Genomic DNA, 13,653 nt, shown 5'->3' on the forward strand with positions numbered 1-13,653 from the left:
GCTGCGGTGGTCTCGGCGACGTGCACGATCCCATCATGCCGCAGCGGCGATTCGCACAAGCGCAGTGATCGGTCGAACAAATCAGTTGTGCGAACGCTCGGTTCTTGCGAGCATCGCCGGGTGAAGAGCGCGGAACGGCAGCGGGTCATCGTCGAACGGCTGCGCGGCACCGAGCAGGTCGGCGTCGCCGAGCTCGCCGAGGTGACCGGCGCGTCGGAGATGACCGTGCGCCGGGACCTGGACCACCTCGCCGCCCGCGGCGTGCTGCGGCGGGTGCACGGCGGGGCCGTCCCGGCGTCGCCGTCCGGGGTGGAGCCGCCGTTCGCGGCCCGCGCGACGGCGTCCATCGCGGCTAAGCGGGCCATCGCGGCCGCGGCGGCCGAGCTGATCTCCGACGGCGAGACCGTCGTCCTCGACAGCGGGACGACGGCGCTGGAGCTGGCCCGGCTGCTGCGCGAGCGCTCGGTCACCGTGATGCCGCTGTCGCTGCACGCCGCGCGTGAACTGGCCGACGCCCCGCACGTACGGCTGCTGCTGCCCGGTGGCGAGCCGCGACCGGGGGAGCAGGCGCTGGTCGGCCCGTTGACGCTCGCTTCGCTGCGGGCGCTGCGCTTCGACGTCGCCGTGCTGAGCCCGTGTGCGTTCGGCCTCGAAGCCGGGCTGACCGCGTTCGACCTCGCCGACGCCGAAGTCAAGCAGCAGGCCCTGGCCGTGTCGGCGCGGTCGATCGTGCTGGCCGACAGCGCGAAGTGGGGCCGCGTCTCGCTCGCCCGCGTGTGCCCCGCCGACCGGCCCGACGTCCTGATCACCGACCCGGGCGCCCCCGCGGACCAGCGTGCGGCACTGGCCGAGCGCGGGGTGCTCGTGCACGTCGCCGTCCCGCCCGGGAACTTTGCCGAAGACGCCCCAGAGAACCACACGGAGAACCGATGACGACCGCTCCCGCCCGTCCGCGCGCCGCCCGCGTCGCGACGTGGATGTTCTTCGCCCTCAACGGGTTCGGCATGGGGATGTGGGTGGTGCACATCCCGAACGTCGAGCGCGCGACCGGCATTTCGCACAGCACGCTGGGCGCGCTGCTGCTGGTGCTGGGCGGCGCGGCGTTCGCCGGGATGCAGGTGTCCGGCCCGCTCGTCGACCGGCTCGGCCACCGCAAGCTGGTCCCCGCCGCCGGGGTGTTCCTCGGCTTGGCGCTGTGCGCGCCGGGCTTCGCGAACTCGTGGTGGACGCTGGGGCTTTCGCTGATCCTCTTCGGGTTCGGCAACGGCGCGATCGACGTCGGGATGAACTCGCACGCGGTCGTCGTGGAACGCGCGTACCCACGCCCGATCATGGCGTCGTTCCACGCGATGTGGTCGATCGGCGGCGCGCTGGCCGCGGCGATCGGTGCCGCGACGCTCGGCGCGGGGGTCGCGACCGGCGTCACGCTCACGGGCACCGGCCTGCTGTGCATCCTGCTTTCGCTGGTCGCGGCCCGGTTCCTGATCGAGCCGGCCGACGCGCCGGCCGACGTCGCGCAGGCGGCGCCGGCGGCGACGTCCACCCGCCGGACCCCGGGGCGGCTGATCTGGCTGCTGGGCGCGCTGGCCCTGGCGCTGATGCTGTCGGAGGGCGTGGCGAACGACTGGGCGGCGCTGCACCTGGAGAAGGACCTGGGCACGTCGGCCTCGACGGCGGCGTTCGCGTACGGCGCGTTCGCGGTGGCGATGACGACCGGCCGGTTCCTGACCGACCGCGTCGCGGCCTGGGCGGGCCCGGCGGCGATCGTCCGCTACGGCGCGGCGATGGCGGCGGTCGGGCTCTCGGTGGCCGCGGCGGCCCCGTGGGTCCCGCTGTCGCTGGTGGGCTGGGCGATCTTCGGCCTCGGCCTGTCGGGCGGGGTACCGCAGCTGTTCTCGGCGGCGGGCAACCTGGACACGCGCAACTCGGGCGCGCTGATGGCCCGGGTGGTCGGGCTGGGTTACGTGGGTCTGCTGGCGGGGCCGGCGTTGATCGGTGGGCTGACGCGGTGGATGCCGCTGAGCGTGACGTTCGCGGTGCCGGTGGTGCTGTGCGTGCTGGCGGCGGTGTTCGCGGGGGTGCTGACGCCGAAGCCGGCACCGGCGGAGGAGCCGGTGCGCTCCTGAGCTTCCCGTACGTGAGTCGGTCCGGTCGCTCTCTTTCTCACTTGCCCGTGGTACGGCGGGAAATTCTCCGTTCGCCTCTACTGTGGACGGTGAAGGAGGCGTCGCCCGCCGTCTCGTGATGAGGGAGAATCAGTGAAGATCCTGATGTTCGGCCGCGGCACGATCGCGACGCTCTACGGCTGGGCGCTGGCGGGTTCGGGACACCAGGTGGAGTTCTACGTCCGGCCCGGACGGGCGGCCGAGTACGGTCCGGAAGTGGAGCTGGACATCCGGGACGGGCGCACCGGCCGCGGCGTGCCGGTCCGGCGCCGGTGGCCGGTCACCCTGCGGGAGGACCTGGACGCCGGCCACGATTACGACCTGATCTTCCTGAGCGTCAACCACGATCAGCTGGACGCCGCCGTCGGGTTCCTGAGCACCCGCGCCGGTGCCGCCACCGTGCTGGTGTTCAACAACGTCTGGGCCGACCCGGCCGCCGCCGTGTCGGCGCTGCCCGCCGATCAGGTCGTCTGGGGATTTCCCGGTGGTGGTGGCGGGTTCCTCGGCTCCACGCTGCACGGTGGCGTCGTCAAGAACGTGTTCTTGGGGTTCTGCGGCGACTCGAACCGCACCGACCGCTACGGGGCGGTTCGCGGGCTCTTCCGCGACGCGGGGTTCTCGGTGTCTGAGAGCAAGGATTTCCGCAGCTGGCTCTGGTTCCACTTCATCCTGGACGCCGGCCTCATGACGCAGGCGCTGGCGGTGGGTGGGCAATCGGCACTCCTCCGCTCACCGGCCGCCGTCAAGGAGTCCGTCCTGCTCGTGCGCGAGATGATCCCGGTGCTGACGGCCAAGGGCGGCAGCCCGGGGATGGGCGCCGCGCTCGTCTCGCGGGTCCCGGCGGGCGTGCTGGGCTTCGCCGTGCGGAAGCTGCTCGGCGCGGAAAACCTGTACAGCTTCCTCATGGAGCAGCTGGAACGCACCGGGCAGATCACTCGCGACTCGGCGGGCGCGTACGCGAGGGACGTGCTGGTCGAGGCCCGCGGGCTCGGCGTCCCGCTGCCCCGGCTCGCGGCGCTGGAGCCGGTGTTCGAGTAGGCGCAGCGCCTGCTGTCCGCTCCTCGCTCAGTGGTGGTGGGCCAGACTTTCGTGGACCAGGTCGGCGCCGGTCGCGGGTTCGGTGTGGACGGCGACCGCCGTCAGCCGCGGAACCGCGTGCAGCAGCCGGTGTTCGACGTCGTGGGCGATGCGGTGGGCCTGCTCGACGGTCAGCGTCGTTTCGACCGTGACGGCGAGTTCGGCGCGCAGGTGGTGCCCGATCCAGCGCATCCGCAGTGGCCCGGCGCCGAGCACCCCCGGGACGTCGCGTGCGGTGGTTTCGGCCAGCTCGACCGTCGCCGGGTCGACGGCGTCCAGCAGCCGCCGGAACACCTCCTTCGCCGCGTCACGCAGGACGAACAGGATCGCGACGGTGATGCCGAGCCCGACGATCGGGTCCGCGGCGGGAAACCCGAGCGCGACGCCGGCCGCGCCGAGCACGACGGCCAGTGACGTGAAGCCGTCGGTCCGCGCGTGCAGGCCGTCCGCGACCAGGGCGGCCGAGCCGATCTCGCGCCCGACGGTGATCCGGTAGCGCGCCACCAGCTCGTTGCCGGCGAAGCCGACCACTCCGGCGGCCGCGACCACCCACAGGTGGCCGACCGGGCGCGGGTCGAGCAGCCGCAGCACGGACTCGTACCCGACGACCACGGCCGACGCGGCGACGACGAGCACCACGACCACTCCGGCGAGGTCTTCCGCGCGCCCGAGGCCGTAGGTGTAGCGGCGCGTCGCGGCCCGCCGGCCCAGCAGGAACGCGATGCCGAGCGGGACGGCGGTCAGCGCGTCGGCGAAGTTGTGGATGGTGTCGCCCAGCAGCGCGACCGAGCCCGTGACGAGCACCAGCACCAGCTGCGCGACGGCGGTGACGAACAGCGCGGCGAAGGACCGCACGAGCGCCCGCATCCCGCGCCGGCTGGTCTCGAGGGCGTGGTCGACGCGGTCGGCGCTGTCGTGGCTGTGCGGCCGCCACCGCGAGTGGCGGTGCCCATGTCCGTGCCCGTGTCCCTTGCTCATGGATGTCATGTTACCTGCGCAGGCACGCATATACGCAAGTAGTAGGGTAGCTGAATGCACGCGGAGCTGCCGGAGTTCGACATGCCCACGGACGAGCAGGTCCACTTGGCCGCGGAGTCGTTCCGCCTGCTGGCCGACCCGACCCGCATCAAGGTCCTCTGGGCCCTGCTCCAGGGCGAGTCCTCGGTGGCGTGCCTGGCGGACCTGGCGGGCGCGGCCCCGACGGCGGTCAGCCAGCACCTGGCGAAACTCCGGCTGGCGGGCCTGGTGAAGGGCCGCCGCGAGGGCACGTTCGTCTACTACTCGGCGGCCGACAACCACGTCCGCGGCCTGCTGGCCCAGGCGTTGCACCACGCGGACCACCTGGACCGCGACCTGCCCCCGGGCGAGCACGCCCAGCCGCACCACCCGCGGGCGGACTAACCCAGCGGGGCCGCCAGCCGGGCGACGAGCCCCTCGGCGATCTCCCGCGACGCCTGGCGCAGCTCGCCGGGCGAGAACGCGTCCTCGGTCCCGATCCGGATCCGCCCGGGACTGCTCACGCTGCGGGCGGCGACCTTGATCGTCGAGGCGACCGGATCCAGCCCGATCGCCGGCGCGAGGCTGCCGGGCACCGCGAGCCCGAGGTCCAGCAGCGTGTGCAGCCGGTCCGCGACGCGCGCCGCGAGGTCGTCCTCGCCGAACGGGAACCAGCACGTCCGCTGGCCGGTGCTCAGCACCGCGAGACCGCGGTCCTCGGCCGCCGAAAAGGCCCAGGCCCCGCCCGCGGAGGAACCGGCGCGGGTGAAGTCCGCCGCGAGCTCGTCGCGGACCCGGTCGAGCTCCGGCGTCCCGTGGTGCGTCGCCGGGACGGCCGGAACCAGGTGGACTTCGACGAGCGGACCGCGCGGCTCGTACTCCCGCGGGAGGATCGCCGATCGCCAGACGACCGTGAGTTCTTCGAGGTGCTGCACGCCGCGGAACGATAGCAACGATCTCAGCCGATCGGTTCCTGCAGCTCGGTCACCCACCCCGCCGGATCCTCCGGGCAGTCCAGGTACAGCTCCCGCTGCGCCCCCGCCGAGCGGTGGCCGTGCTCCTCGATCCACCGCACGACCGCCTGCCAGCTCGGCAGGACACCGTCGATCGCGCCGCGGTGGACCAGCGTCGCCGCGCGGGTCGCCGGGAGGTCCGCGACGCTCAGGCCGTTCAGGTCACCGGAGCCGACCGACGCCGGGATCGCCGCGTGCACCATGACTTCGTCCTCCGCGCGCTGCTCGTAGAAGCACGTCAGGCGCCCGGCCGGCGTCACGTCCGCGGCCGGCAGCCGCCGGCCCAGCTCCGCGCACAGCGGGCGGACCACCGGGCCGATCGCTTCCGGTGCGAACCCCGCCGCGACACCCGTCAGCTCCACCAGCCGCACGGCCGGCAGCTCCTTGACCACGACGTCGTACGCGGGCGCGCGGCCCTCGTCCTCGATCGTCCGCAGCCGGGCCTCGACCTGCGCCAGCTTCGCCGCGGTCTCCGCCACAGCGGCTTCCAGCTCCGCGCGCCGCAGCGTCAGCATCCCGCGCACCCGCTCGACCGGCACCTCCTCGGCCAGCAGCGTCGCCACCTGCTCGAGGGTGAACCCGAGATCCTTCAGCGCGACGATCCGGTTGAGGCGCGCCAGCTGCCCCGCGGTGTAACTCCGGTAGCCCGTCGCGGGGTCGACGCGGGCCGGGCGCAGCAGCCCGAGCGCGTCGTAGTGGCGCAGCATCCGGACCGACACCCGGCCGTGGCGGGCGAAGTCCCCGATCGAGAACACCCGCCGATCATTCCCCAGGCGGGACGAACCCGCCCACGACGTCCGCCGCGAGCTCGGCGAACGTGATCGCCGTGTCGTCCTCGTGCGCCGGGCCGACCACCTGCAGCCCGGCCGGCAGCGCACCCCCGGCCGGGGCGGACACCGCGGGCAGCCCGGGCAGCGACGCCTGCGCGATCCAGAACACCTGGTCGTCGTAACGGCTTTGCCCGCCCTCGTGGGGAAAAGCGGTCGTGAAGACCGTCGGGCAGAGGAAGACGTCGGTGTCCCGGAAGTACCGCGCCCACGCCGCCGTCGAGGCCAGCCGCCGCCGTTCCTGCTCGACGACCCCCGCGAGGTCGCCTTCGTGCATCGCGAAGAACAGCTCGACCTGGAAGCCGAACGACTCCGCCTGGGCGGCCGGGTCGACGCCGTCCGGCCAGCCCTCGCCGACCCGGACCCCGGCGCGGGCGAGCGCGTCGACGACGTCCGAGAGCGCGTCGCCGACCTCACCGGTCACCGGGCAGCGCGGGTCGTCGAGGACGACGCCGACCCGGAAGTCCGCCGGCCGGGTGCGCCGCGGGGGCGCGAGCCGCCACGAGTACGCGTGCGCCTCGGCGCCGTCCGGCCCGCCGGTGACGCCGAGGGCGAGCCGCAGGTCGGCGGCCGAGCGCGCCAGCGGCCCGGCCGCCGACGGGAAGTCGCGGCCGGGGCCCGCGGGCGGCCCGGGCGGCTGGAACCCGCGCAGCGGCACGGTTCCGGCGGTCGGCTTGAGGCCGTAGACGCCGCAGTAGGCCGCCGGGATCCGGATCGAGCCCGCCAGATCCGAGCCGTACTCCAGGTACGACAGCCCCGCGGCGACCGCGGCCGCGGCGCCCCCGGACGAGCCGCCCGGCGTGCGGGCCGGATCGCGGGGGTTGAGCGTGCGGCCGTACAGCGGGTTCACCGTGCGGCCGAAGTCGGCGAGCATGTGGTGCACGTTCGACTTGCCGACGACGATCGCGCCCGCGGCGCGCAACCGTTCGACGACGGCCGCGTCCCGGTCCGCGACGTGCTCCGCGAACGCCGGCTCACCCCAGGTCGTGTGCATGCCTTCGACGTCGAAGGCGTCCTTGACGGTCATCGGGACGCCGTGCAGCGGCCCGACGTCATCACCGCGCGCGACGGCCCGATCCGCCTCCTCGGCGGCCTTGAGCGCGACGTCGCGGTGGGTTTCGACGACGGCGTTGAGCGGGGACTTCCCGACGCGGTCGAGGAGTTCTCCGGTCAGGTCACGAGCCGAGAGCGCCCCACGGCGGATCCCGGCGGCCACCTCGGTGGCGGTTCGGAAGGTCATGCGCCGAGGAGTACGGCCTGACACGGTGTCAGGGTCAAGCGCCGAGCCCCGGCCGGGTTCGTCGCGGCGCTGATCGGGGGACGCGCCGTCGGCGGGTTCGGAGAGGAAGTGCTGCGGCGCCCGGTGGCCGGCCGGTCCACAGAGGATGACGAACGGGACGACGGTATCCCGGCACGGAGCGCCGCGGGGTTCCCGGACGCGCGGGATGGGTAACCAAGAGTGACAGCCGCCCGACCCACGGACGGCGGAGGGAGAGCGATGCCGATCGCAGCGGAGCGCCTGACCGCACCCCCGGCACCACCCGAGCCGATCCCGGCGGACCCGGTCGGACCGAGTCCCGACCCGGCACCGCCGGGCCCGGATCCGGTGCCGCCGGGCCCCGGCCCGGACCGGCCGACGCCCGAGCCCAGTGGCGTACCGGTCCCGGACCCCATCCCGCCCGAGCCGACACCCGGTCCCGACCCGACATGAGTTACGGCTTTCGGATGATATGAGTTCCGTATGAGTTGGTGTACGCTCGGGTCATGGCAACAGCGCAGAACTACCGGCGGATGGTCAACGCCGGGAACAAGCTCGTCGTCGGGCTCCAGCGGCTCGGCATCGCCTTCGGCCCGATGCAGCTGCTCACGGTCGCGGGACGCCGCACAGGCGTCCCGCGCACCTTCCCTATCGCGGTGATCCCGCAGGACGGCGAGCGGTACATCATCCAGGCCTACCCGAAGGCGGCCTGGGTGGCGAACGTGCGCGCCGCGGCCAGCGTCACGCTGACCCGCGGCCGCCGTTCGGCCACCGCGCGCCTGGTCGAGGTACCGGTGGAGGAGCGGCGCCCGATCCTGCGCAAGCTCGTGGAAACGAGCCCGCCGAGCGTCGGCAACCGTTACGTGACAACGGGTCTCGCCGAATCCGCCAACCCGGACGCGGTCGCCGACGCGGCAGGCCGGATCGCGGTGTTCCGTGTCGAGCAGGTCTAGAGCATGCGGTCCCGCAGCGAGCCGCCGACGCCCCCGCGCTGTCGGCGGGCTTCACCCCGCGCATCGCCCAGCTGCGTCTTCAGCCCGGCACCACGCGGGTAAGCGCCCCGCTGGGCGGCAGTGCGCTCCTCGAGAAGCCGACCTACGACCCGAGCCCGAGGGCCGGGCCGTCCAAGTCGGAGACGGCAACAACGTGCCGCCGGGCGTCGTGCTTGCGCACCGTGTCGTACTGAAGGCCCATACCTGCCCCAGCCGGTCGGAGCGCCTGGAACGCCATCCCACAGCACCGGGTCGGAAGCCGGGCCGACACCCCGAGCCCGGCCCTGGCGGCCGGACCGTCCGAGCCGGTTCCGGCAAGGATGCGTGGCCGGGCGTCGTGCGCCAGTTCACGCGGAAGGCCCGGACCGGGCCCGTCCAACCGGATCGCCTGGGAAGCCGTCTCGCGGTGCGCGGCCGGAAGCTGTGCCAATGTCCCAAACCCGACAACCGGACCGTCCACCCCGGATCTGGCAAGGATGCGTGGCTGAGCGTCGTGTGCCAGTTCGCTCCGAAGGCCCAGACCGGGCCCGTCCAACCGGATCGCCTGGGAAGCCGTCTCGCGGTGCGCGGCCGGAAGCCGTGCCAACGTCCCAAACCCGACAACCGGACCGTCCACCCCAGATCCGGCAACGACGCGCGGCCGTGCGCCGTGTGCCAGTTCGCACCGAAGGCCCAGACCTGCCCGCCCGACCGGATCGCCTGGGAAGCCGTCTCGCGGTGCGCGGCCGGAAGCCGGCACAACGCCCCAAACCCGACAACCGGACCCTCCAGGTCGGTTCCGGCCACGACGCACCACCAGGCGTCGTGCGTCGGTTCGCGCCGAAGCCACAGACAGGACCTGCCCAACCGGATCGCCTAGGAAGCCACCCCGCAGCGAGCCGAAAGCTGCTCGACCCCGGGCCCGGAAAGCTCGTCGAGCACCGCGTCGCGGCCGGTCATGGCCAGCACCAGGGCGAGCATCGGCCCCGTCACCTCGGGCCCGCTCCCGGTCGACCAGCCCGCGTCGCTCGCCCGCAGCGTCAGCCCGGCGATCCGCTTCTTCGCGCCGATCAGCAGGTTGGACCGCCGGTAGAACTCGGCGACCTGCACCAGCGTCGCGATCGGGAACGCCCGCTCGAGCCCGAGCGGGCGCCGGATGTCGGTGCCGTGCACCACGATCTCGCCGAGCCACGAATCCGTCGGCCCCGGCGGCCCGCTGGTGTCGTTCGCGTGCTCCCGCAGCTGCGCGAGCGTCGCCTCCGGGCCGGCCGCGGTCTCGCGGGCGACGTTCTTCGCGGCCATCGCCTGGAACCGGAATCCGGAACCGGCCAGCCGCCCGACGAACGACCCGGGCGTCAGCTTCGCGGTCGCGACGACGTGGCCGAGTACCTCGTGGACTGTCCACCCGCGACACAACGACGGCGTCGACCACGCCGCCGCCGGCAGGTTCGCGAGATCGTCGGCGAGCGCGGCGCGTTCCCGGTGGATCTCCGGCCAGGCACTGGCGTCCGCCATCGGGACCTCCTGCGTTTCCTCCGGGCTGGTCCCGGTGCACGCAGGTCGTCGGGACGCCCGGAAGTGTTACAACCCCACCGGTGCGCCGTCGAACACCTGCAGCAGCTGTTCGGCGGCGGTGCGGGCCGCGCTGCCCGGCCGGATCGTGCGTTCGCCGTCCGGCTGGGGCGCCGGCGCCCCGGACATCAGCTCCACCAGCGCGACGGCGAGCTCGCGGACCTTGACGTTGAACTCCTGGCTCGCCCGGCGCAGCGTCGCCCAGGCCTCGTCGGGGCTGCAGCGCCGCAGCGCGATCACGATGCCCTTCGCCTCCTCCAGCGCGGCCCGCGACTGCAGCAGGTCCAGCATCTGCTCGGTCTGGTCGGGCCACGCGGACTCGGCGAGGACGAGCGCCATCGCCGTGAGCTTTTCGTGGCGCCGCAACACGGTCATGGTCTCTTCGGTGGCGGGGCGGTCGAGCGTGGCCGAGAGCACCAGGCCGCCGTCGGCGTCCCAGGCGGCGGGCAGTGCGGCGACCCCGCGGATGCGCAGCCAGTCCGCGGCGAACTCGGGGGCGTGCTCGGTCATGCCGACGAGGGTGAGCGCGGGCCACCGTTCGTCGGCGAAGACGTCGGCGGCGAGCACCGGCTCGCCCGTACGGCAGGCGAGGGGCACCGGGCCGCCGAACCGGTCCAGCTGGGCGGTGATACACGCGGCCGAAAGCCCGCGGGCGGCCGCCACGCGCAACGGGCCGTCGCCGTGCTGGACGGTCACGGCGGCGCCGAGCGCGCCCGGCACCTCGGCCGCGACACGGTCGAGCAGCTCGTGCAGCAGTGCGGTCAGCGGCGCCTGGTCGTCGGCCGCGGGTCTTCCGTTCACCTCGAAACCTTCCTCGGCTTCTTCGAAACTCTGGCGTCGGCACGCACGGTCGTTTTAGCATGTCGTCGTTACGACGACAAGATACCCGTCGTCGAAGGGACGACCATGGACGACACCACCACCACCGGCGCACTGGGCCGGATCCGGGACGCGGTCACGGCCGCGCGGGCGGGCGCGGCCGACCGGGAGCAGCTGGTCACCGCGCTGAACGGGCTGCGGCTGCTGCGGGACGAACTGGCCGGCTGGGAGCCGGAGCTGATCACGGCGGCGCGGGCGGCCGGCGCCAGCTGGGTGACGCTCGCGCCCGCGCTGGGCGTCGCCAGCCGGCAGGCCGCCGAACGGCGTTACCTGCGGCTGCAGCCGTCAAGCACCGGGGAGAAAACCGGCGAAGCGCGGGTCGACGCCGAACGCGACCGGCGGGCGGGGGACCGGGCCGTCGCGGACTGGGCGCGGCGCAACGCCGCCGTGCTGCGCCAGCTCGCCGGCCGCGTGAGCGCGCTCGACGGCCTCGACCCGGCCGCGCAGGTCAGCGCGGATCACCTCGTCGCCGCCCTGGGCGACGACGACCCGGCGAGCCTGCTCTCACCCCTGGTCGCGGCCCGGCCGCACCTGACCGGCGATCTGGGTACCCGGGTGGGTGAAATCTCCGCCGAAGCGGCCCGGTTACGCCGTGACGCCGCCGGCAGCCGTCGCTCCCGGGACTGAGCCGCCACCCGCGTGGGTACCAGGCGGATATGGCACAAGAAGCGGAACAGAACCCCGACGAGCGCACCGCGGGCCGGGCCGAGCTGCTGCCCGAGGAAAAGGCCGTCGAGAGCGCCGATCCCGAAGCTCAGGCGCGCGAAGTGCTGCGCGACTCCGACCGCCGGAGCGCGGACCCCGAGCCGACGATGACCCGGCGTCCGGAGGAGACCACCTGAGGGATCAGCCGGCGTCCGGGTCGCGGTCTTCCCGCTCGTCCTCGGTCCGGTCGTCCACCGGGTTGCCGCTGGAGTCGCCTTCGTTCGTCTCGTGGTGGGGTTGCGTCATCTCCGGCGTCTACCCGGCCCGGACGGGGACCAATCCCGCGGTCAGCCCGCGTCGCAGGAGGCGCCGTTGAGCGTGAACGCGCCGGGCGCCGGGTTGCCGCCGCGGATCGCGCCGTTGAACCCCGTGGTCACGGTCGCGCCGGGCGCGAGGGTGGCGTTCCACTCGGCGGCGTCCACCGTGACGCGCCCGCCGCGCTGGCCGTAGTCGCCGTCCCAGCCGTGCGTGACCTGCTGGCCGCCGGTGAAGGTCCAGCTCAGCGTCCACGGCGAGAGCGTTTTCGAGCCCTTGTTGGTGATGGCGACGGCCGCGGTGAAGCCGTCGTTCCACTGGTTCTGCACGGTGAACCGCACCGAGCACGGTGCCGGGGGAGGGGCCGCGCTCGACGACGGCGGTGTCGCCTTCGTCGACGGGGCGGTCTGCCGGCCCGCCATAACGGTCGGGATCGGCGTCGGGCTGGGCGGCGGAGGCGCGCTCGTGGACGGCTTCGGGGTGGTCGCGGGCAGCAACGGCACCAGCGCGGGCGACGCTTCCCGGCCGGGTGAGCTGGTGGTCACGACGATCACGACGACGCCGCCGAGCACCGCGACCAGTCCGCAGACCGCGCTGACCCACCGGATCCGCGACCCGGCCCGCTGCTGCGCGGCGGCGGCTTCCCGGGCCCGCTGCTCGATCCGGTCCACGCGCTCCGCGGGCGACAACCCGTCGGGCACCGGCGACCGCGGCGGCGGGGAACCGCCGGTCAGGGGCCGCGCGGTGGCGCCGGTCGCTTTCAGGAGCTCGTCGACGGAAATCCCGTCGTCGTCTCGCCGGGCGCGACGCGCCATGCAGAACCTCCCGTCCTGGTGCCCGGCGAATCCTAGGAATCCGCGCGGGTCTTGTAAACCGCGTGCACGCGGCGTGCATCCGGCGTGCACGAGCCGCCAACATCGCGGCGGTTACCTGGGTTCACGACCGGATGTGCCGGTCACCGAAACCAGGAGAACCCCATGACCGAGAAGAAGACCATCGTCGTCGTCGGTGCCACCGGCCAGCAGGGCGGCGGCCTCGCCCGCGCCATCCTCGACGACCCCGCCGGCCGCTTCGCACTCCGGGCGATCACCCGCCGCCCCGGCTCCGACGCGGCGCAGGCGCTCGCCGCGCGGGGCGCCGAAGTCGTCGCCGCGGACCTCGACGACGAAGAAAGCCTGGCCAAGGCCTTGCAAGGCGCGTACGGCGCCTACTTCGTCAGCGCGTTCTGGGAGTACAACGACGTCGAGCGCGAGCAGAAGCAGGCGCGGGCGATGGCCGCGTCCGCCAAGACCGCGGGCCTGCGGCACGTCATCTGGTCGACGCTGCCCGACACCCGGCTGCACCTGCGCCTCGACGACGACCGCGTGCCGACCCTGAACGAGCGCTACAAGGTCCCGCACTTCGACGGCAAGGCCGAGGCCGACGCCTTCTTCGTCGACGCGGGCGTCCCGACGACGTTCCTGTCCACGACGTTCTACTTCGAGTCCTTCGCCGACTTCTTCCGCCCGGTCCGCGACGACGACGGCGTCCTCGCCCTGCACCTGCCGATGGGCGACCGCAAGCTGCCCGCGATCGCGGCCGAAGACATCGGCCGCACCGCGTTCGGCGTCTTCGAACGCGGCCCCGAGCTCGCCGGCGCCACGATCAGCATCTCCGGCGAGAACCTGACCGGCGAGCAGTACGCGGCGGCGTTCGCCAAGGAGCTCGGCGAAGACGTCGCCTACCGGCCGATCAGCGTCGAAGCCGTGCGCGCGCAGGGCTTCCCGGGCGCCGACGACCTGGCCAACATGTTCTTCTACTACGCCGAGTACGAGAGCGTCTTCGCCGGCGCGCGCGACCCCGGGGCGGTGCGCGAGCTGAACCCGCGACTGCAGGACTTCGGCACCTGGCTCGCCGCCCACCACGACGCCTTCAAGGGGCTGTGATGGATTCTGG

15 protein-coding genes are annotated in these 13,653 nt (G+C 73.6%); 8 read left to right on the forward strand and 7 right to left on the reverse strand.

Going from position 1 to position 13,653, the window contains the following annotated elements; genetic code table 11:
• Positions 1-120: 120 nt before the first annotated feature.
• The 3 genes from OG494_RS05905 to OG494_RS05915 all read left to right on the forward strand — a co-directional run bounded on the left by OG494_RS05905 (position 121) and on the right by OG494_RS05915 (position 3,203).
• The gene (locus OG494_RS05905) at positions 121-933 is read left to right on the forward strand and encodes a DeoR/GlpR family DNA-binding transcription regulator (protein WP_328452718.1); all 813 of its coding nucleotides are present in this window, start codon (positions 121-123) and stop codon (positions 931-933) included.
• Positions 930-2,126: an MFS transporter gene (locus tag OG494_RS05910; RefSeq protein ID WP_328452720.1), complete on the forward strand. Its 1,197-nt coding sequence runs from the start codon at positions 930-932 to the stop codon at positions 2,124-2,126. Before OG494_RS05905 ends, OG494_RS05910 begins: the two co-directional genes overlap by 4 nt.
• A gap of 132 nt (positions 2,127-2,258) precedes the next feature.
• Positions 2,259-3,203: a ketopantoate reductase family protein gene (locus OG494_RS05915; RefSeq protein WP_328452722.1), complete on the forward strand. Its 945-nt coding sequence runs from the start codon at positions 2,259-2,261 to the stop codon at positions 3,201-3,203.
• Between the two features lie 27 nt (positions 3,204-3,230).
• On the opposite strand, the gene OG494_RS05920 is transcribed toward OG494_RS05915, so the two are convergent.
• On the reverse strand, positions 3,231-4,220 hold the full coding sequence (locus OG494_RS05920) for a cation diffusion facilitator family transporter (protein WP_328452724.1): 990 nt from the start codon (positions 4,218-4,220) through the stop codon (positions 3,231-3,233).
• 54 nt (positions 4,221-4,274) lie between these two features.
• Between OG494_RS05920 and OG494_RS05925 the strand changes: the two genes are divergently transcribed.
• Positions 4,275-4,643, forward strand: a complete 369-nt coding sequence (locus tag OG494_RS05925; protein WP_328452726.1) for an ArsR/SmtB family transcription factor — start codon at positions 4,275-4,277, stop codon at positions 4,641-4,643.
• On the opposite strand, the gene OG494_RS05930 is transcribed toward OG494_RS05925, so the two are convergent.
• Genes OG494_RS05930 through OG494_RS05940 form a run of 3 tightly spaced genes read right to left on the reverse strand, consistent with a single transcriptional unit; the run spans position 4,640 to position 7,318 of the window.
• The gene (locus OG494_RS05930; RefSeq protein ID WP_328452728.1) at positions 4,640-5,173 is read right to left on the reverse strand and encodes a hypothetical protein; all 534 of its coding nucleotides are present in this window, start codon (positions 5,171-5,173) and stop codon (positions 4,640-4,642) included. The genes OG494_RS05925 and OG494_RS05930 overlap by 4 nt on opposite strands.
• A 23-nt stretch (positions 5,174-5,196) precedes the next feature.
• Positions 5,197-6,006 (reverse strand): MerR family transcriptional regulator, encoded by an 810-nt coding sequence (locus OG494_RS05935; protein WP_328452730.1) that lies wholly within the window; start codon positions 6,004-6,006, stop codon positions 5,197-5,199.
• Between the two features lie 7 nt (positions 6,007-6,013).
• Positions 6,014-7,318 (reverse strand): amidase family protein, encoded by a 1,305-nt coding sequence (locus OG494_RS05940; RefSeq protein ID WP_328452732.1) that lies wholly within the window; start codon positions 7,316-7,318, stop codon positions 6,014-6,016.
• 524 nt (positions 7,319-7,842) lie between these two features.
• Between OG494_RS05940 and OG494_RS05945 the strand changes: the two genes are divergently transcribed.
• Positions 7,843-8,289, forward strand: a complete 447-nt coding sequence (locus tag OG494_RS05945) for a nitroreductase family deazaflavin-dependent oxidoreductase (RefSeq protein WP_328452734.1) — start codon at positions 7,843-7,845, stop codon at positions 8,287-8,289.
• 894 nt (positions 8,290-9,183) lie between these two features.
• On the opposite strand, the gene OG494_RS05950 is transcribed toward OG494_RS05945, so the two are convergent.
• Both OG494_RS05950 and OG494_RS05955 read right to left on the reverse strand, forming a co-directional pair.
• Positions 9,184-9,822 carry a maleylpyruvate isomerase family mycothiol-dependent enzyme gene (locus tag OG494_RS05950; RefSeq protein ID WP_328452736.1) on the reverse strand — a complete coding sequence of 213 codons (639 nt, stop codon included), beginning with the start codon at positions 9,820-9,822 and terminating at the stop codon, positions 9,184-9,186.
• A 66-nt stretch (positions 9,823-9,888) separates the two neighbouring features.
• Positions 9,889-10,680, reverse strand: coding sequence for an ANTAR domain-containing protein (locus OG494_RS05955; protein ID WP_328452738.1), 792 nt, complete (start codon positions 10,678-10,680; stop codon positions 9,889-9,891).
• A gap of 105 nt (positions 10,681-10,785) precedes the next feature.
• On the opposite strand from OG494_RS05955, the gene OG494_RS05960 reads away from it, so the two are divergent.
• Both OG494_RS05960 and OG494_RS05965 read left to right on the forward strand, forming a co-directional pair.
• A complete protein-coding gene (locus tag OG494_RS05960) occupies positions 10,786-11,385 on the forward strand; it encodes an HSP18 transcriptional regulator (RefSeq protein WP_328452740.1) in 600 nt (199 codons plus the stop codon).
• Between the two features lie 29 nt (positions 11,386-11,414).
• The gene (locus OG494_RS05965) at positions 11,415-11,600 is read left to right on the forward strand and encodes a hypothetical protein (protein ID WP_328452742.1); all 186 of its coding nucleotides are present in this window, start codon (positions 11,415-11,417) and stop codon (positions 11,598-11,600) included.
• Between the two features lie 150 nt (positions 11,601-11,750).
• On the opposite strand, the gene OG494_RS05970 is transcribed toward OG494_RS05965, so the two are convergent.
• Entirely contained in the window at positions 11,751-12,533 is a 783-nt protein-coding gene (locus OG494_RS05970) for a cellulose-binding domain-containing protein (RefSeq protein ID WP_328452744.1), read from the reverse strand.
• Between the two features lie 162 nt (positions 12,534-12,695).
• Here OG494_RS05970 and OG494_RS05975 point away from each other — a divergent pair, with 162 nt between their 5' ends.
• Positions 12,696-13,643, forward strand: coding sequence for an NmrA/HSCARG family protein (locus OG494_RS05975; protein WP_328452746.1), 948 nt, complete (start codon positions 12,696-12,698; stop codon positions 13,641-13,643).
• Positions 13,644-13,653: the final 10 nt, after the last annotated feature.

Origin of the sequence: Amycolatopsis sp. NBC_00438, from assembly GCF_036026695.1 — a bacterium.
Classification (GTDB): Bacteria; Actinomycetota; Actinomycetes; order Mycobacteriales; family Pseudonocardiaceae; genus Amycolatopsis.